The 18,117-nt window shown below is 69.3% G+C and carries 15 protein-coding genes, 1 pseudogene and 1 riboswitch; of the genes and pseudogenes, 8 read left to right on the plus strand and 8 right to left on the minus strand.

Annotation, left to right across the window (positions count from 1 at the left end; translation table 11 throughout):
* Positions 1-11: 11 nt before the first annotated feature.
* The 3 genes from MIC98_RS05145 to ettA all read right to left on the minus strand — a co-directional run bounded on the left by MIC98_RS05145 (position 12) and on the right by ettA (position 4,348).
* The gene (locus MIC98_RS05145; protein WP_239736280.1) at positions 12-1,013 is read right to left on the minus strand and encodes a DUF4434 domain-containing protein; all 1,002 of its coding nucleotides are present in this window, start codon (positions 1,011-1,013) and stop codon (positions 12-14) included.
* A 60-nt stretch (positions 1,014-1,073) separates the two neighbouring features.
* Positions 1,074-2,390 (minus strand): NCS2 family permease, encoded by a 1,317-nt coding sequence (locus tag MIC98_RS05150; protein WP_239736282.1) that lies wholly within the window; start codon positions 2,388-2,390, stop codon positions 1,074-1,076.
* 293 nt (positions 2,391-2,683) lie between these two features.
* Positions 2,684-4,348 (minus strand): energy-dependent translational throttle protein EttA, encoded by a 1,665-nt coding sequence (ettA, locus tag MIC98_RS05155; protein WP_057639782.1) that lies wholly within the window; start codon positions 4,346-4,348, stop codon positions 2,684-2,686.
* A 215-nt stretch (positions 4,349-4,563) separates the two neighbouring features.
* On the opposite strand from ettA, the gene MIC98_RS05160 reads away from it, so the two are divergent.
* The 7 genes and pseudogenes from MIC98_RS05160 to ribB all read left to right on the plus strand — a co-directional run bounded on the left by MIC98_RS05160 (position 4,564) and on the right by ribB (position 10,654).
* Complete coding sequence (locus tag MIC98_RS05160) at positions 4,564-4,995, plus strand: RcnB family protein (protein ID WP_239736284.1); 432 nt, start codon at positions 4,564-4,566, stop codon at positions 4,993-4,995.
* Positions 4,996-5,147: 152 nt separating this feature from the next.
* Positions 5,148-6,401 carry a serine hydroxymethyltransferase gene (glyA, locus tag MIC98_RS05165; RefSeq protein ID WP_239736287.1) on the plus strand — a complete coding sequence of 418 codons (1,254 nt, stop codon included), beginning with the start codon at positions 5,148-5,150 and terminating at the stop codon, positions 6,399-6,401.
* 74 nt (positions 6,402-6,475) lie between these two features.
* Positions 6,476-6,622 carry a four helix bundle protein gene (locus MIC98_RS05170; RefSeq protein ID WP_239736289.1) on the plus strand — a complete coding sequence of 49 codons (147 nt, stop codon included), beginning with the start codon at positions 6,476-6,478 and terminating at the stop codon, positions 6,620-6,622.
* Between the two features lie 82 nt (positions 6,623-6,704).
* Positions 6,705-7,154: pseudogene (gene nrdR, locus MIC98_RS05175) on the plus strand (transcriptional regulator NrdR); the annotation flags it as partial.
* A gap of 178 nt (positions 7,155-7,332) precedes the next feature.
* The gene (ribD, locus tag MIC98_RS05180; protein WP_239736291.1) at positions 7,333-8,418 is read left to right on the plus strand and encodes a bifunctional diaminohydroxyphosphoribosylaminopyrimidine deaminase/5-amino-6-(5-phosphoribosylamino)uracil reductase RibD; all 1,086 of its coding nucleotides are present in this window, start codon (positions 7,333-7,335) and stop codon (positions 8,416-8,418) included.
* Between the two features lie 191 nt (positions 8,419-8,609).
* Positions 8,610-8,802, plus strand: a riboswitch (FMN riboswitch).
* A gap of 122 nt (positions 8,803-8,924) precedes the next feature.
* Positions 8,925-9,557, plus strand: a complete 633-nt coding sequence (locus MIC98_RS05185) for a riboflavin synthase (protein ID WP_239736293.1) — start codon at positions 8,925-8,927, stop codon at positions 9,555-9,557.
* Positions 9,554-10,654, plus strand: coding sequence for a 3,4-dihydroxy-2-butanone-4-phosphate synthase (gene ribB, locus MIC98_RS05190; protein ID WP_239736295.1), 1,101 nt, complete (start codon positions 9,554-9,556; stop codon positions 10,652-10,654). The genes MIC98_RS05185 and ribB overlap by 4 nt, the downstream gene beginning before the upstream one ends.
* Positions 10,655-10,760: 106 nt before the next feature.
* Here the strand turns inward: ribB and MIC98_RS05195 are convergent, their stop codons facing one another.
* The 3 genes from MIC98_RS05195 to MIC98_RS05205 form a co-directional block, all read right to left on the minus strand.
* Positions 10,761-11,993, minus strand: coding sequence for a multifunctional CCA addition/repair protein (locus tag MIC98_RS05195; protein ID WP_239736298.1), 1,233 nt, complete (start codon positions 11,991-11,993; stop codon positions 10,761-10,763).
* Positions 11,994-12,072: 79 nt separating this feature from the next.
* Positions 12,073-12,963 carry a DUF6624 domain-containing protein gene (locus tag MIC98_RS05200; protein ID WP_239736300.1) on the minus strand — a complete coding sequence of 297 codons (891 nt, stop codon included), beginning with the start codon at positions 12,961-12,963 and terminating at the stop codon, positions 12,073-12,075.
* Between the two features lie 40 nt (positions 12,964-13,003).
* The gene (locus MIC98_RS05205; protein WP_239736302.1) at positions 13,004-14,947 is read right to left on the minus strand and encodes a transglycosylase SLT domain-containing protein; all 1,944 of its coding nucleotides are present in this window, start codon (positions 14,945-14,947) and stop codon (positions 13,004-13,006) included.
* Between the two features lie 344 nt (positions 14,948-15,291).
* Between MIC98_RS05205 and MIC98_RS05210 the strand changes: the two genes are divergently transcribed.
* Complete coding sequence (locus tag MIC98_RS05210; RefSeq protein ID WP_239736305.1) at positions 15,292-16,146, plus strand: EamA family transporter; 855 nt, start codon at positions 15,292-15,294, stop codon at positions 16,144-16,146.
* 298 nt (positions 16,147-16,444) lie between these two features.
* Here the strand turns inward: MIC98_RS05210 and MIC98_RS05215 are convergent, their stop codons facing one another.
* Positions 16,445-17,209: an endonuclease/exonuclease/phosphatase family protein gene (locus MIC98_RS05215; protein ID WP_057639772.1), complete on the minus strand. Its 765-nt coding sequence runs from the start codon at positions 17,207-17,209 to the stop codon at positions 16,445-16,447.
* 47 nt (positions 17,210-17,256) lie between these two features.
* On the minus strand, positions 17,257-18,090 hold the full coding sequence (locus MIC98_RS05220) for a thiol:disulfide interchange protein DsbA/DsbL (protein WP_239736309.1): 834 nt from the start codon (positions 18,088-18,090) through the stop codon (positions 17,257-17,259).
* Positions 18,091-18,117 lie beyond the last annotated feature (27 nt).

Consider the following 18,117-nt stretch of genomic DNA (forward strand, 5'->3'; position numbering starts at 1 on the left):
GCATCGACGGGCTAGATGCCCCAGTGTCGCCGCAGCAGCCGTGCCTGTGGCGTGTCCTGCGACAGCCACGGATCCGCTGCGTAAACCAGCACATGGTCCGCGCCGCTGCCGCGTGCCCATTGCAACTGTTGGCGGATGCGCTCGAAATCGGCGCTTTCCCCCTGGAAGTGGAGGCCGCCGTCGCGTGCCGGATCGGGGATTTGGCTGAACAGCTCGACGATGATGTCGAATGGCGTGCCCGTGGCGGCGAACAGCTCCAGCAAGGGCTGCAGCGGTTGCTGGTTGTCCATGCCGGCGATGCCGACGCCATCCTGCACCATCGGCCGCAGGCTTGCCCGCGCCAACAACGATTCCCACAGTGCGACCAGGCTGCCCTGGGTGGGCAACCGGCTGAAATACGTGGAGACGGCGCAGTCGCCGCCACGCTCGGCTGCCGCCTGCTGCAGGCCATGCAGCCATTGCGCCAATTGCTGTTGTCGCGCCGGGGTGGCCCAGTGGTATTGCTCCAGCTCATGGGGCAGATACCAGCCACCGAATGCCTGCAGGCGCGGCCACGGAGCCCGGGCCAGCCATTGCCGCGCGTATCCCAGACTGTCGTCGAAAAACGACTGCAACGCCGCGTCGTCGGCGCCGATGGCCTGCCACCAGCGCTGCTCGAACGGCAGCCCCACGCGCACGGTCATGCCCGCTTCGCCGGCGGCGGTGAACAGCATGCGCAGGCTGGTGTCGGGCAATTCCCAGTCGCCGTCGTCACCGCCGCGGATGCCGGTCCACTGCAGCACCACCTGCCGGCAGCCAATCCGGCGCATCAGTGACACCGAGCGCTGCCAGTCGGCCATTTTCCATTGCAGGTGCTCGCGCCACGGTTGCAGGAAGCTGCCATCCACCCGCTCCGAGGGCGAGCAGCCCGGCAGGGTGGCCATTGCCGCTGCCGCCGGCAGCAGCAAGGCCGCACGCAGCAACTGGCGCCGTTGTCGTGAACTCAAGCCTGGATCATCGCGGTTCGGTGACATGCTTGCTGTTCCCGGACGGAAATGGGAAGGAGGGGCCGTGCCGGCCATGATGCTTGTGTCTTACACCAATGCAAAGCGCAGCACGAACAATCCCGCCACCAGCCACAGCGCCGGCCGCGCCTCGCGCCAGCGGCCGGTGCCCGCCTTCAGCGCGGCATAGGCGATGAAGCCGAACGCCAGCCCGTTGGCGATGGAGTAGGTGAACGGCATCGCCAGCGCGCACAACGCCGCCGGCACCGATTCGGTCAGGTCGCCCCATTCCACGTTGACCAGTTCGCGCAGCATCAGCCCGGCCACGAACAGCAGCGCCGGCGCGGTGGCGTAGGCCGGCACCATCGCCGCCAGCGGCGAGAACAGCAGCGCGGCCAGGAACAGTGCGGCGACCACCAGCGCGGTCAAGCCGGTGCGGGCGCCGACCTGCACGCCCGAGGCGCTCTCGGCGAAGGCGGTGGTGGAACTGGTGCCGAGCAGCGAGCCAGAGACAATTGCGGTGCTGTCGGCCAGCAGCGCGCGGCCGAAGCGCTTCCTGCCATCGGCCAGGTCCAGCAGGCCGGCGCGACCGACCACGCCGTACAGGGTGCCGGTGGCGTCGAACACTTCGACCAGCACGAACACCAGCACCACCTGCAGCAGCACCGCCAGCGGCGCGCCGCCGTCGTGGTGCAGCAGGCCGGGCAGGTCCAGCTGCAGGAAGGTCGGCGCGAGGCTCGGCGGCAGCGATACCAGCCCGTGGTAGCGCACGTCGCCGATCAACCAGCCGGCGGCGGTGACGGCGAGGATGCCGATCAGGATCGCGCCATGCACCTTGCGCGCTTCCAGCACCGCGATCAGCAGGAAACCGCCCAGTGCCAGCAGCGGCGGCGCGGCATCGAGCTTGCCGAGCGCCACCATCGTGTCGGCGTTGGCGACGATCACCCCGGATTTCTGCAAGGCGATGATCGCCAGGAACAGGCCGATGCCGGCGACGATCGCCGAGCGCAGCGAGGTCGGGATGCCGGCCACCAGCCACGCGCGGATGCCGCTGAGCGAGAGCAGCAGGAACACGATGCCGGAGATGAACACCGCCGCCAGCGCCTGTTGCCACGGCAGCCCGGCGGCGCCGACCACGGTGAAGGCGAAGAACGCGTTCAGGCCCATGCCCGGTGCCATGCCGACCGGGAAGTTCGCCGCCAGCGCCATCACCGCCGAGCCGATCGCCGCGGCCAGGCAGGTGGCGACGAACACCGCGCCCGGGTCCATGCCGGTGGTGCCGAGGATGTCCGGGTTGACGAAGACGATGTAGGACATCGTCAGGAAGGTGGTCAGCCCGGCCAGCACCTCGGTGCGGATGTTGGTGCCGTGCTGGCTGAGCTTGAACAGGCGGTCGAGGAAGAGCATGGGGGAATTTGGGATGCTGGGGAAGTAATCCTTCTCCCATCGGGAGAAGGTGCCCGAAGGGCGGATGAGGGGCGAACGGAGTCCATGATGGTTGAACCAACGGGACTCCATTGCCCCTCACCCCAACCCCCGCTTCGCGCCCCGGCCCTTGTGCTGACACAAGGGCGTTCCAGGGGCAACGAACCGGTGGTTCGTAAGCTGCCCCTCTCACCCCGGAGGGAGAGGGGCTGAAGCAGCTTGAGAGGGGTTCGAGAAAGCAGACGGCCGCATCGCTGCGGCCGTCCGGTTGCTGCTTACTTCAACGCCTTGAAGCGCAGGCGCTTGGGACCGGCGTCGTCGCCGAGGCGGCGCTTCTTGTCCTCTTCGTACTCGCGGTAGTTGCCCTGGAAGAATTCCACGTGCGAGTCGCCCTCGAAGGCGATGATGTGGGTGGCGATGCGGTCCAGGAACCAGCGGTCGTGCGAAATGACGAAGGTGTTGCCGGGGAACTCCAGCAACGCGTCTTCCAGCGCGCGCAGGGTCTCGATGTCGAGGTCGTTGGACGGTTCGTCGAGCAGCAGCACGTTGCCGCCCTGCAACAGGGTCTTGGCCATGTGCAGGCGCCCGCGCTCGCCGCCGGACAGCGAGCCGACCATCTTCTGCTGGTCCTGGCCCTTGAAGTTGAAGCGGCCGATGTAGGCGCGCGACTGGATCTCGGTGCCGTTGATGTTGAGGATGTCCAGGCCGCCGGAGATTTCCTGGAACACGTTGTGGTTGCCTTCCAGCTTCTCGCGGCTCTGGTCCACGTAGGACAGCTGCACCGTCGGCCCGATCACGATCTCGCCCGAGTCCGGCTTCTCCTGCCCGGTGATCATCTTGAACAGCGTGGACTTGCCGGCGCCGTTCGGGCCGATGATGCCGACGATCGCGCCCGGCGGGATGATCATCGACAGGTTGTCGATCAGCAGGCGGTCGCCGAACTTCTTGGAGACGTTCTTGAACTCCATCACCGAGTTGCCCAGGCGCTCGCCCGGCGGGATGAAGATTTCGTTGGTCTCGTTGCGCTTCTGGTAATCGACCGACTGCAATTCCTCCAGCCGCGCCAGGCGCGCCTTGCCCTTGGAGCGGCCGCCCTTGGCGTTCTGCCGCGACCACTCCAGTTCCTTCTGGATCGCCTTCTGGCGGGCCTTTTCCTGGTTCTCTTCCTGCTTCAGGCGCTCGTCCTTCTGCTCCAGCCACTGTGTGTAGTTGCCCTTCCACGGGATGCCGCGGCCGCGGTCCAGTTCGAGGATCCACTCGGCGGCGTTGTCGAGGAAGTAGCGGTCGTGGGTGACCGCCACCACGGTGCCGGTGTAGCGGTGCAGGAACTGCTCCAGCCATTCCACCGATTCGGCGTCGAGGTGGTTGGTCGGTTCGTCGAGCAGCAGCATGTCCGGCTTCTGCAACAGCAGGCGGCACAGCGCGACGCGGCGCTTTTCACCACCCGAAAGCTTGCCGATCACCGCGTCCCACGGCGGCAGGCGCAGCGCGTCGGCGGCCACGTCCAGCTGCTGTTCGACGGTATGCGCGTCGCCGGCGGCGAGGATGGCTTCCAGGCGCTCCTGCTCCTTGGCCAGCGCGTCGAAGTCGGCGCCTTCCTCGGCATAGGCGGCATACACCGCTTCCAGTGCGGCCTGCGCCTGCAGCACGTCGCCGACGCCTTCTTCCACGGCCTGGCGCACGCTGTGTTCCGGGTTCAGTTCCGGCTCCTGCGCCAGATAGCCGACCTTGATGCCGGGCTGCGGGCGGGCCTCGCCTTCGAAGTCCTGATCGACGCCGGCCATGATCTTGAGCACGGTGGACTTGCCGGCGCCGTTCAGGCCCAGCAGGCCGATCTTGGCGCCCGGGAAGAACGACAGCGAGATGTCCTTGATGATCTGCCGCTTGGGCGGGACCACCTTGCTGACGCGGTTCATGGTGTAGATGTATTGCGAGGACATGACGTCTCCGTAGCGCACGCCCGTGCCCGGTCCGCATGGCGGACAGGCCCAGGGCAAAAGGGAATGGGCAATTATAGCCGCAAGCCCGTCGCGGCCGGGCCGCTGCCATTGGCTTGCCGGCAGGTGAACGGCGCCGGGCGTAACCGTTTCCAGCCGGAATCCGTTCAGATCGCGTGAGCATGATGGAAACCGCCAACCACACCGCGAGGGCCACCATGAAGATGCACCGACTTGTTGTCGCCGCGATGACCACCCTGCTTGCCTTCGGCGCCACCGCACCGGCCTTCGCCGCCGGCGACCGTGGCCATGACCGCGGCCACCACGGCTGGAGCGACCGTGGCCGTGGCCACGGCCACAACGACCGTCGCGACGACCGCCGCCATTACAACGCCGGCTACCGGGACGGCCGCCGCGATGCCCGCCGCTACGCCCCGCCGCCGCGCGTGGTCTACCACCCCTACGGGTTCCAGCGTGGCTACCGCTACACCCACTACTACGGTGGCCCGGTCTACGTGGTCAACGACTACGGCCGCTATCACGTGCGCCGCCCGCCCTACGGCCACCGCTGGATCCGCGACGACCGCGGCAACCTGCTGATGGTGGCCATCGCCACCGGCATCATCGCCGACATCGTGCTGCATCACTGAGCCGGCCGCGATGCCCGCCACGAAGGCGCCCCGACGGGCGCCTTCGTCGTTTCCGGGCAGGCCGCCATGGCCCGCGCCGGCGCCGGCGGCCGGGGCAGGGAGGAAGCGCTACAATCGGCCATTCCCCCCGCCCACACCCCCAGGAGCCGTTGATGTTCCCGCGCGATGCCCGTATCGAGTCCTACGATCCCGAACTGGCCAAGGCCATTGCCGCCGAGTGCCAGCGCCAGGAAGACCATGTCGAGCTGATCGCCAGCGAGAACTACGCCAGCCCGTTGGTGATGGAAGCGCAGGGCAGCCAGCTGACCAACAAGTACGCCGAAGGCTACCCGGGCAAGCGTTACTACGGCGGCTGCGAATACGTGGACGTGGCCGAAAAGCTCGCCATCGATCGCCTCAAGCAGCTGTTCGATGCCGACTACGCCAACGTGCAGCCGCACTCCGGCTCGCAGGCCAACCAGGCGGTGTATTTCGCGCTGCTGCAGCCGGGCGACACCATCCTCGGCATGTCGCTGGCGCATGGCGGCCACCTCACCCACGGCGCCAAGGTCAATGCCTCCGGCAAGATCTTCAACGCCGTGCAGTACGGCGTGAACGAGCAGGGCCTGATCGACTACGACGAAGTCGAGCGGCTGGCGCTGGAACACAAGCCGAAGATGGTCGTGGCCGGTTTCTCGGCGTATTCGCAGGTGATCGACTGGGCGCGCTTCCGCGCCATCGCCGACAAGGTCGGCGCCTATCTGTTCGTGGACATGGCGCACGTGGCCGGCCTGATCGCCGCCGGCGTCTACCCGAGCCCGGTGCCGCACGCGCACGTGGTGACTTCGACCACCCACAAGACCCTGCGCGGCCCGCGTGGCGGCATCATCATCGCCAAGGGCGCCGGCGAGGAGATCGAGAAGAAGCTGCAGTCCATCGTCTTCCCCGGCATCCAGGGCGGCCCGCTGATGCACGTCATCGCTGCGAAAGCAGTGGCGTTCAAGGAAGCGCTGGAGCCGGCGTTCAAGGACTACCAGCAACAGGTGGTGAAGAACGCGCAGGCGATGGCCAACACGCTGATCGCGCGCGGCTACAAGATCGTCTCCGGCGGCACCCAGAACCACCTGATGCTGGTGGACATGATCGGCAAGGACGTGTCCGGCAAGGACGCGGAAGCGGCGCTGGGCAAGGCCCACATCACCGTCAACAAGAACTCGGTGCCGAACGACCCGCGTTCGCCGTTCGTGACCTCGGGCCTGCGCCTGGGTACCCCGGCGGTCACCACCCGTGGCTACAGGGAAGCCGACTGCGTGGAGCTGGCGAACTGGATCGCCGACGTGCTCGACGCGCCGGGCGACGAGGCGGTCATCGCCCGCGTGCGCGAGGCGGTGAGCGCGCAGTGCAGGAAGTACCCGGTCTACGGCTGAAAAGCCGGGAACGGGGTACGTGGGAACAGGGAATGACAGGCTGCTGCAGCCTGTCCGTATGACAGGGAGTTGTCATGGCGACGGATTTCCGCGATCTGCGGGTGTGGGAAGAGGCGATGGTTCTGGTCGAGAAAGCTTGTGAGCTTGCAGCCGGGTTTCCGGCCGACGAGCGATTCAGTTTGAGCAGTAGCGAGCCGTCTCCATCCAATTGCAGACAATGAGAAAGTCGCTGCAACGCAAAGACGCACAAGACACCGGGATGTCACATTCCCCGTTCCCTGTTCCCCATTCCCAGCCTCTCTGATGCACTGTCCCTTCTGCCAGCACACCGATACCCGCGTCATCGACTCGCGCGTTTCCGACGACGGCGCCACCATCCGCCGCCGCCGCGGTTGCGAGGCCTGCGGCGAGCGCTTTTCCACGCTGGAAACCATCGAGCTCAAGCTGCCGGTCATCATCAAGAGCGATGGCGGGCGCGAGGCGTTCGATGCGCGCAAGCTGCGGGTCGGCTTCGATCGTGCGCTGCAGAAGCGGCCGGTGTCGGAAGAGCGGATCGAGGCGGCGGTGCGCGCGGTGGTGCACCAGCTGCGGATGAGCGGCGAGCGCGAGGTGCCTTCGATCCGCGTCGGCGAGTTCGTGATGGACGAGCTGCGCAAGCTCGACCACGTCGGCTACGTGCGTTTCGCCTCGGTCTACCGCAGCTTCGAGGACGTGGCCGATTTCCGCGACGAGATCGAGAAGCTCGAACGCGACCATGCCGCCGACGAAGGGCAGTTGTCGCTGCTGGATACGGGCGGCGGGCGGCAGCGCGGGAAGACTGCCCGCTGACGCCGTCGGCGCCGGTAATGGCTGCGCAGCCGGTATCTATACTGAGGGGCGATGACGCATGCCGCGGCCGGTGGCATGCAATGCCGCTCCCGCGAGGTTTCCGATGCCCGATTTCACCGCCACCGACCACCGATTGATGGCCCGCGCGCTGCGCCTGGCCGAGCGTGGTGCGTGGACGACGCGACCCAACCCGATGGTCGGCTGCGTGATCGCGCAGGGCGGGGAGGTCGTCGGCGAGGGTTTCCACCAGCGCGCCGGCGGCCCGCATGCCGAGGTATTCGCGCTGCGCGCGGCCGGTGAGCGCGCGCGCGGCGCCACCGCCTACGTCACCCTCGAACCCTGCGCGCATTACGGCCGCACGCCGCCATGCGCGCTGGCGCTGGTCGAGGCCGGCGTGGCGCGGGTGGTCGCGGCAATGGGCGACCCGTTCCCCGGCGTCGATGGCGGTGGCTTCGCGCTGCTGCGGCAGGCAGGCATCGAAGTGGCGGTGGGCTTGATGGAAGAACGGGCACGCGAACTCAACCGCGGCTTCCTGTCGCGTATCGAGCGCGGGCGGCCGTTCGTGCGGGTCAAGCTGGCCGCCAGCCTGGACGGACGCACGGCGATGGCCAGCGGCGAATCGAAGTGGATCACCGGGCCGGCCGCGCGCGCCGACGTGCAGCGCTGGCGCGCCCGTGCCGGGGCGATCCTGACCGGCGCGGCGACGGTGCTGGCCGATGACCCGGCATTGACCGCGCGCGCCGAAGCCGGCGAGTTCCTGCCGCCGCTGCGGGTGGTGCTGGACGCGCGCCTGCGCACGCTGGAGCACACGCGGGTGCGCGAAGGCGGCGCGCCCACGCTGTACCTGCACGATCCGGCGCTGGCACCGCCGGCGCTGGAGGATACGCAATTCGCCGCCGCGCCATTGCTGGCCGACGGCCGTTTCGACCTGCATGCGGTGATGACGCTGTTGGCCGCGCGCGGCATCAACGAGGTCCACGTCGAGGCCGGGCCGACCCTGTGCGGTGCCCTGCTCGCGGCCGGGCTGGCCGATGAAGTGCTGCTGTACCTCGCGCCGCTGCTGATGGGCGAGAGCGCGCGGCCGCTGCTGGCCGGGCTGGGCATCGACACGATGGCGCAGGCGCGGCCGCTGGAGGTGGCTGACCTGCGCAGTGTCGGCAAGGACCTGCGCCTGCTGCTGCGCCCGTAGGTCGGGATTACACCCCCGACGTTTCGCGCACGTGTCGCCGGGGGCGTAGTCCCGGCCTACCTCGTGGCCAGCTTCCCGGCGATTTGCCAGCAGGACGCTGCACCACGCCACGGAACACTGCCATCCATCCACCGGACAAGCCCGCCCGGACCGGGCTGGTACAATGCCCGCGCCGGTTCGCCGGCAACCACGAACGTCTTCAGGGCGGGGTGCGATTCCCCACCGGCGGTAGGCGCGGCCATTCCGATGGAATGCACGCGCGAGCCCGCGAGCGCCGAGGCCGAGGGGGTTGCGCATCATGATGCGGGCTCCGCTTGGCCGAGGGTCAGCAGATCCGGTCCGATGCCGGAGCCGACGGTATAGTCCGGATGAAAGAAGACGGCCACGCATGGCATCGCGCCATGCGTGCGCCTGTTTGCCTTGCGGCGTTTTTCGCTGGCCTCCAACGCGAGAAACGTAATGAAGAAACACGGCAATACCCGCACCTGCATGCCGGGGGTGCACTGATGTTCACCGGCATCATCGAAGGCGTCGGCCGCCTGGCCGCGCGCGAACCCCTCGGCGGCGATGTCCGCTTCACCTTCCACGTTGGCAGCCTGCCGTTCGATGACGTGCGGCTCGGCGAGAGCATCGCGGTCAACGGCACGTGCCTGACCGTCATCGCCTTCGACGGCGACAGCTTCCGGGCCGACGCCTCCACCGAGACGCTGGGCCTGACCACGCTGGGCGAATTGCCCGTCGGCGCGGCGATCAACCTCGAACGCGCGATGCGTCCGAGCGACCGCCTCGGCGGGCATCTGGTCAGCGGCCACGTCGATGGCATCGGCAAGGTGCTGTCGGTCATCGATGACGCCCGCGCGCAGCGCTGGCGCTTCGCCGCGCCGCAAGCGCTGCTGAAATACATCGCGAAGAAGGGCTCGATCTGCGTCGATGGCGTCAGCCTGACCGTCAACGAGGCCGATGGCGAGGGCTTCGAGGTGGCGCTGATCCCGCACACCGTCGCCCATACCCGCTTCGCCCATACCGGCGTCGGCGATGCCGTCAACCTCGAAATCGACCTGGTGGCGCGCTACGTGGAAAAACTGATCGGAATGCCGGCCAACGGCCGGCATCTATCCGGCCAAGGAGCCAACGCATGAACTTCGCCCCCGTCCCCGAACTGCTGGAAGAAATCCGCGCCGGCCGCATGGTGGTGATCGTCGACGACGAGGACCGCGAGAACGAAGGCGACCTGATCATGGCCGCCGAGCTGGTCAAGCCCAGCGACATCAACTTCATGGTCACCCACGGCCGCGGCCTGGTGTGCCTGCCGCTGACCCGCGCCCGCGCCGCCGACCTGGGCCTGGCGCCGATGGTGCAGGCCAATACCGCGCAGTTCCAGACCAACTTCACCGTCAGCATCGAAGCGGCCGAAGGCGTGACCACGGGCATTTCCGCGCATGACCGCGCCCACACCATCCGTACCGCGGTCAAGCCCAACGCCAGGGCGTCGGACCTGCACCAGCCGGGCCACATCTTCCCGCTGATCGCCCAGCCGGGGGGCGTGCTGACCCGCGCCGGCCATACCGAGGCGGGCGTGGACCTGGCCATGCTGGCCGGGTTGGAGCCGGCCGGCGTGCTGGTGGAGATCCTCAACCCCGACGGCAGCATGGCGCGCCGCCCGGAGCTGGAGGTGTTCGCGCGCGAGCACGGGCTGAAGATGGGTTCCATCGCCGACCTGATCGCCTACCGGCTGGCCACCGAGCACACCGTCGAGCGCGTGGACGAGCGCGAGATCGACACCGAGTTCGGTGCGTTCCGGCTGCTCACCTACCGCGATCGCATCGCCCACGACCTGCACTTCGCGCTGGTCCGCGGCACGCCGCAGCGCGACGTGCCGACGCTGGTGCGGGTGCAGGTGGAGAACCCGCTGGCCGACCTGCTGCACTGGCGTCGCGACGATTTCGGCGTGGCCGCCACCGACGCGCTGCGCGCCATCGCCGCCGAAGGGCAGGGGGTGATGGTGGTGCTGTCGGCGCCGCGCGATACCGACGCGCTGCTGGCGCGGTTGCGGCGCGAGCCGGAAGTGCGCCCGGCCGGCAAGGACAAGGACGTGGGCCAGTGGCGCCGCAACGGCGCCGGTGCGCAGATCCTGTCCGACCTCGGTCTGGGCAAGCTGCGCGTGCTCGGTACCCCGCGCCGGCAGGTTGGTTTGGCCGGTTATGGGTTGGAGATCGTCGAGACCGTGCAGCCGTAAGTGCGGGGTTTACCCCACATCCACTCCGGATTCCACGCCACGTAGGTGCCGGGCTTGCCCGGCACGGGCTTCACCGGGAAAGCTCCATGCGGGGCAAGCCCCGCATCTACGGGGTCTTGGTGCGCGCATCGGCAATCGCCTTGACCCGCGCCTTGCGCAATGCCTCGCCGATGGCGGGGCCCTGCAACCCGGCGGTGGCGATGTCGCGCGCGTTGACCGACAGCGCGGCGGCATGCAGGCGCAGCAGGGTGGCGCGCTGCGGATAGTCGCTGTCCTCGAACCCGAGCCGGCCGCGCTTGTCGCACTCGCACACCAGCGCCATCTGCGCGATGCGCTCGGGACGGCGCAGGCCGTCGCAGCGCGCGATCAGCTCCAGCACGGTGGCGTCGCGCAGTTCGTCGATGCGGTGCACGTTGAGGTGTTCGCGGCACGCCGCCTCGGCGAGCAGGCGGTGGTCGGCCGGCACCTTCAGGCGTTCGCACAACGCGGCCAGTGGCTTGAGCCCGCGCTGTTCGTGCATGACGTGGCGCGGCAGTTCGTCCGCCGGGGTCAGCGCCTTGCCGAGGTCGTGGGTGAGCGCGGCGAAGCCGACCAGGTCGTCGCCCAGCGCCAGCCTTGCGGCCATGTCGCTGACCATTTCCTGGTGCATGCCGGTGTCCACCTCCGGGTGGAACTCGGCGCGCTGCGGCACGCCGTACAGTGCCTCCACTTCCGGCAGGATCGCGCCCAGCGCGCCGGTGTCGTGCAGCGTGCGCAGGAACGCCGACGGCCGCGCCGCGCGCAACGCCTTGCGCAGCTCCTGCCAGATGCGCTCGGGCACCAGCGCATCCAGTTCGCCGCTGGCGGCGACCTGCCGCATCAACGCGGCGGTTTCCGGGGCGAGGGTGAAGCCCAGCGGGGCGAAGCGCGCCATGAAGCGCGCCGCGCGCAGCACCCGCAGGGGATCCTCGATGAAGGCCGGGCCGACGTGGCGTAGCACGCGCTGTTCGATGTCGCGCACGCCGCCCCACGGATCGACCAGTTCGCCGCTTGCCTCGTCGCGGGCGATGGCGTTGAGGGTGAAGTCGCGGCGCTGCAGGTCTTCCTCCAGCGTCACCGACGGATCGGCGTCGACCACGAAGCCGCGGTAGCCGCGCCCGCTCTTGCGCTCGGTGCGCGCCAGCGCATGTTCCTCGCCGGTATGCGGGTGCAGGAACACCGGGAAGTCGCGGCCCACGGCCTTGAAGCCCTGCGTCTCCATCTGCTGCTGGGTGGCGCCGACCACCACCCAGTCGCGGTCGCCCGCTTCGAGGCCAAGCAGGGAGTCGCGGACCGCGCCGCCGACGAGATAGGTCTTCATGCGCGACATGATGCGTGCAAAGGCCGCGGTGGCAAAACGGCGCGCGGTAAATGCGGGGCCTGCCCCGCATCCTCGGCCGTCACCGCGAATAGGCGGCGCGGATCTGCTCGGCGTATTCGGCCAGCGTGCCGAGCCCGATGCGCTGGCGGCGCTCGTCCACGTGTGCCTCGTCCTCGATCGGCGCGGGTACCCAGTCGTCGCCGGCCTTGATGAATTGCGTGCCGTACAGCTGCTTTTCGTCGCGGCCGGTGCGCACGCGGTCGGTCAGGTAGGCCAGGTGCGAAGGATTGGCGTCCTTGTCGAGTACTGCTTTCTCCAGCAGTTCCAGTGCTTGCTGCTGGAAGGCCTGGTCCTGGTCGGCGTGCTGCACCAGTAGCCACGCGGCTTGCGCGCCGTCCTTGTAGACGAGCTTGTAGCCGGGCCAGCCACGGCTGGCGACCACCTGCTTGAGCCAGGTGGTGTTGTCGTTGTCGATCTCCTGCACTTCGGCGATCAGCGCCTTGTCCTCCGGCGCGGCGATCAGCCGGTCGCGGATTTCCTGGTCGCGGTTGAGGCGCTCGAACAATTCGCGGCGCAGCGTGCGGTCGGTCCCGGCGAGGTGGCGGTCTTCCTCCTGCCGCGCCAGTGCCAGCATCGGTTCCCAGCGCGGGTCGTCGCGCAGGCTGCGGAAGTCCTCGTCCTGCTGGAGGTCCGCGACCGAGGTGAAATGGGTGGTGATGGTCGTGCGCAGGCGCTCGAACGCGGCGTCGGCGTTGCCGGCGAGGGCAAGGCAGCAGGCGGCGTTGTAGCCGTCCGCGCGGGTGCCGCCTTCGGCGTCGGCCACCTGTGCATAGAGCGCGGCGCAGCTGGCGTATTCGCCGGCGTCGTAGGCCCGCTGCGCCTCGCCGCGCGCGGGTGGCGCGGCCAGTGTGGCGAGGGGCAGCAGGGCACAGGCGGTGAATGCGATCACTACGGCACGGAGCTTGGGCATGCTGTCGGTCCCGGGACGGAGAGCCGGAAGCATGCCTGCCTCAGCCGGGGCAGGCAAACGCCTTGGCCGGTGTTTCCAACCGGCCCTGCATGCGCTCGACCAGTGGCACCGCCTTGCCGTTGAGGCGCCAGTCGTAGATGACGCTGAAGGCCAGCACGCGGGCGACGTATTCGCGGGTTTCCTTGTAGCTGATGGTCTCGATCCAGAAATCCGCATCGAAGCCGGGGCGCTGCGACTGCCAGCGCGCGGTCGGGGTGGGCCCGGCGTTGTAGGCGGCGATGGTGACGTAGGGCAGGCCGCCGTACTTGTCCAGCAGCTGGCGCAGGTAGGCGCTGCCGATGGCGATGTTGGTATCCGCGTCGTAAAGGCTGGCGGCGCCGCCGTAGCCGCTCAGGCCAATGGATTTCGCGACGCTGGCGCCGGTGGCCGGCAGCACCTGCATCAGCCCCATCGCGTTGGCCGACGAGCGCGCGTTCGGGTTGAAGATGCTTTCGGCGCGGATTTCGGCCGCCACCCACGCCGGGTCCAGCGCATTGCGCGCGGCTTCGCGGCGGATGCCGTCGCCGTGGTGCAAGGGGAAGCGCAGCGCGTACAGGCGCATTTCCTGCGCGCCTTTCAGGGCGAATACCGCGCGATCGAACCAGCCGTTCGCGCCGGCCACCTCCACCGCCAGCCGGCGCTGGGTGTCGTCGAAGCGCGACAGGGCGTCGGCCCATTCGCGCGCGGCCCAGGTCGGGCGGTCGATCTTGAACAGTTCCAGCGCGCGCACCAGCGCCGGGTCGCGGGCCACGGCGGCGCGCGCCTGCGCGTCGTCGTTTGGCGTCCACGGGCACAGCGCATAGGGCTGCTGCAGCTTGTCGGCGGCGAGGAAGCCGTGGAAGGTGGCTGCGTTGGCGGCGGCGCGGTACAGCGGCAGCGCTTCGGCGGGCTTGCCGGTCTTGTCCAGCAGCCGCGCCTCGAACCAGCGCCAGCGCGAGTCGTTGCGTTGCGACGCCGGCATCCTGCGGATCGCGGCCAGTGCCGCCGGCCAGTCGCCGCGCGCCATCGCCTCGCGCGTGCGCCATTCGTGCAGGCGCTCGTCGTAGGCCGCCTCGGGCACCGCGGCCAGCCGCCGTGCCGAGTCCGGCCCGTACGAGGCTACGGTCCACAGCGCGATCTGGTATCGCACGCGGGCCTGCTGCGTGGCGTCCAGGCCCAGCGCCTGCGCGTAGTGCGGCAGCTGCCGCTCGGCCGCGTCCGGGTCGGCCTTGGCGAGCTGCTCCAGGCCATCGGTGGCGATGCGGCGGCTGCGCTCGTTCTTCGGCCAGTTCAACGCGCGCGCGTCGGGCTTGCCGACGAAGACGGCGTAGTCGTTGGCCTGCGCCTGTTCGGCGGCGGGCAGGCCGCGCGCGGCGGCGCGCATCACCGCCGGCTGGCGCGCGTCGGCGGCCGCGTCGATGCGCTCCCAGCGCAGCGCGGGTGTCAGTCCACCGCGTTCGGCCAGCGCGGCGAACACCGGGTCGCAGGCATCGGGCAGCGATTTGCCGCTGCCGCGCCACAGTGTCTGCACGTCGCCGGTCCACTGCGCATCGGCCTTGCCGGTGGCCAGCCGTGCGTTGAGTTCGGCGCATTGCAGCGCCGGGTCGCGGCTGGGCTGCCAGTTGCCGAGCAGGGCCGGCCAGTCCCGGCGCCGCGCCAGCTCCGCCAGCCACGTGGCGCGGAAGGTTTCGGCCACCGGCTGGCCTTGGTAGCGGTGCAGGAAATCGCTCGCCCGCGTGCCGTCGAGGCTGTCGATGCCGCGGCGCAGGGCGCTGTATTCGAGCCAGCCGTACAGCGGGTGGTCGCGCAGCGTGGCCGCGGCGGCGGCGTCGAACTGGCCGCGTTCGGCGTTGTCGATGGCCATGCGCATCAGCGGGCGCCGGGCGTCCAGGTCCTGTGCGCAGGCGCCTGTGGCGGCCAGCAGCAGCGATGCCGCAAACGGCAGCAGTGGGGTGCGTCGTTTCATCGGCAAAGCATAGCCGGGGCCCTGTCGGCGTCGTCGTGGCAATACCGGCTCGCGGATGAACGGGGACGGGTGAGACAGGCGATAATCCGGTCCCGGTTGGTGGGAAGGGGGTTTCCGGGCTTCCTTCTTCCTGTGAGGTGAGGACGTGTTGCTTGCGAGCCACCGGCTCGCACACGTCCGAACGCCCGGCGTGCTACGCCGGACGAGGGGCGAGCGAAGTCCGTGATGGTCGAACCATCGGGATGCCATCGCCCCCTCGCCCCGGTCCCTCTTCCGCCGGGAGAGGGCTGATGCTCCCGTCTTCACTCGTTCCTTGTTGCTCTCACTACGTTCCTCGCTTCCACATGCAAACTTCCCGATTCGCACCGCTGCTGCCGGTGTTGGCGGTGCTGGGGTCGGTGACGTCGCTGGCCATCGGCACGTCCTATGCCAAGCACCTGTTCCCGCTGATCGGCGCGCAGGGCACCAGCGCGCTGCGCGTGGGCTTCTCGGCGCTGTTCCTGCTGGCACTGTGGCGGCCATGGCGCTGGCATGCCAGCCGCGCGGACGGCATCGCGATCCTGCGCTACGGCCTGGCGTTGGGGGTGATGAACCTGCTGTTCTACATGGCCATCGACACGATTCCGTTCGGCATCGCGGTGGCCATCGAATTCACCGGGCCGCTGGCGGTGGCGATGCTGTCCTCGCGGCGGCCGATCGACTTCGTCTGGGTCGGCTGCGCGGTGGCCGGGTTGCTGCTGCTGTTGCCGGTGGCCGGCGGGCCGGCGCTGGATACGGCGGGCGTGCTGTATGCGCTGGGCGCGGCGGCATGCTGGGCGCTGTACATCGTGTTCGGCAAGCGCGCCGGGCACCTGCACGCCGGACACAGCGTGTCGCTGGGGCTGCTGGCGGCGTCGTTGGTGGTGGTGCCTGTGGGCGTGGCCCATGCCGGCATGGCGTTGCTGGAACCACGGGTGCTGCTGGCCGGGGCGGTGGTGGCGGTGGTGTCCAGCGCGATCCCGATATCGCTGGAGATGATGGCGCTCAAGCGCCTGCCCAGGGAAACCTTCGGCATCCTGATCAGCATGGAGCCGGCGGTGGCGGCGCTGTGGGCGTTGCTGCTGCTGCACGAGCGGCTCGGCGGCCTGCAATGGCTGGCGATCGGCTGCACGGTGCTGGCTTCGGCAGGCAGCACGCTCACCGCGCGGCGGTCGCGATAGCGCCCGATCGTTGCTCGGCAACCTCGTATGTCCGACATCTCGTAGATGCGGGGCTTGCCCCGCATGAAGCCTTCCCGGTCCAGCCCCGTGCGGGGCAAGCCCCGCACCTACGCGACATGGTATGGATGCCGGCCAGCGGCCGGCACTCCCGGATGTGTCTGGAGCAAAGCCCCCTGAGTCAGGGGGCGCGCCGAAGGCGCGGGGTGTGGATGACGCAAGACGGGGCCCGCGGTCTGCGGCGCAAACCGTGGGGCGACAGCGCGCAGCGATGGCGCATACCGGCCGCCGGCCGGCACATTCAGCGCAGTGCGTTGGCTGGCACGTCGATCGACATCGCCACCGCCAGGTGGTCGGAAAAGGCGGCCGGCACCGCTTCCACCGAGCGTTGCTGCAGGCTGCTGCTGACCAGGATGTGGTCGATGGCCCGGTCCGGGCGCCAACTGGGGAAAGTCGGCACCAGGCAGCCCGGCGGTTGCAGCCGGGTCTTGCGGTACAGCACCTGCATTTCCGGGCGCTCGGCCTTGCAGTTGAAGTCGCCCATCAGCACCGCGTTGGGGTGGTCGGTCAGCAGGTCGGCGATGAAATCCAGCTGCGCCATCCGCGAGCCGACGCCCAGCGACAGGTGCGCCACCGCCACGGTCAGCCCTTCGCGGTCGTCGCCGAAGCGCGCCAGCAGCACGCCGCGCCCGCCGATGCGGCCGGGCAGGGCGTGGTCCTGCACTTCCACCGGTTCCAGCCGGCTGAGCAGGCCGTTGGCGCTGGAGGCCACGCCGCCCATGCGCCGGTTGGGCTGGTGGCTCCAGTAGTTGAAGCCGGCGCGTTCGGCCAGGTAGTGGGTCTGGTTGGTGAAGCCCGAGCGCAGGCTGCCGGGGTCGGCCTCCTGCAGGCCGACGATGTCGCGGCCGCTGGCCAGTTTGGCGATGGCGTCCAGGCTGGAACGCTTGCTGCCGGCCGGCAGCGCGTGCGACCAGCTGCGGGTCACGTAGTCGCTGTAGCGGCGCGTGCTGGAGCCGGCCTGGATGTTGGCCGTCAGCAGTCGCAGGGTTCGGGTGGGGGCGTTCACGGCATGCAGCCGGGCCTCGCGCGGGGCGGGGCCCGGGTTCGTTCTCGTCAGCGGGCGTTGGCGGCGCGCTCGCGGGCGATCAGGTGGTCGGCGATGCGCAGCATGTCCTCGTAGCTCTTGCCCTTGACCAGGTACTTGCCGTTGACGATCAGCGACGGGGTGCCGGTGATCTTGCTGCGCTGGATGAACTGCTTGGCGCGGTTGGCCTTGGCGACCACCGAGAAGCTGCCCATCGTGTCGAGGAAGGTCCTGGCGTCGACGCCGTGCTTGCCGTAGAAGTTGGCGATGTCCTGCGGCGAATCGTGGCTGCCCAGCTCGCCGTTGAGCGAGTGCTCGATGTGGATGGCCGCATACAGCGCGTCGTGGGTCTTTTCCTGTACGCCCAGCGCCTCGGCGGCGTAGTAGGCGCGGGAGTAGTCGTCCCAGTAGCTGCCGAACATGGCCGGGACGTAGACGAAGTTCACGTCCGAGGGCAGGCCGGCCTTCCACGAGGCGACCATCGGCTGGAAGCGGGCGCAGGCCGGGCAGACGTAGTTGAAGACCTCGGCCACCTCGATCTTGCCGGCGGCCGGCTGGATCGGCTGGCCGCCTTCGATGGCCACGTAGTCGGTGCCGGCCACCGGTTCGGGGCCGACCAGGCGTGCCTGCGCCGGTACCGGGACCTTGTCTTCGGCGGGTGCGGCGGTGGCTTCGCCAGCCGGCTCCGCGGCCAGGGTTGCGCTTTCATCGGCCGGTGCGGCGGCATCGGCGGCCGGGGCCTCCGCGGGGGTGGCGGCGGCCGGCGTGGCCGGTGCGGTGGCGTCGGCCGAGCCGTCCTGCGGCGTGCAGGCGACCATCAGCGGCAGCAGGGCCGTCAGGACCAGGGCGAGGCGGATCTTCATCGGGGGATCTCCAGCGGATTCGTCGGT

Origin of the sequence: Stenotrophomonas sp. NLF4-10 (assembly GCF_022359915.1) — a bacterium.
In the GTDB taxonomy this organism is placed as follows: Bacteria; Pseudomonadota; Gammaproteobacteria; order Xanthomonadales; family Xanthomonadaceae; genus Stenotrophomonas; species Stenotrophomonas daejeonensis.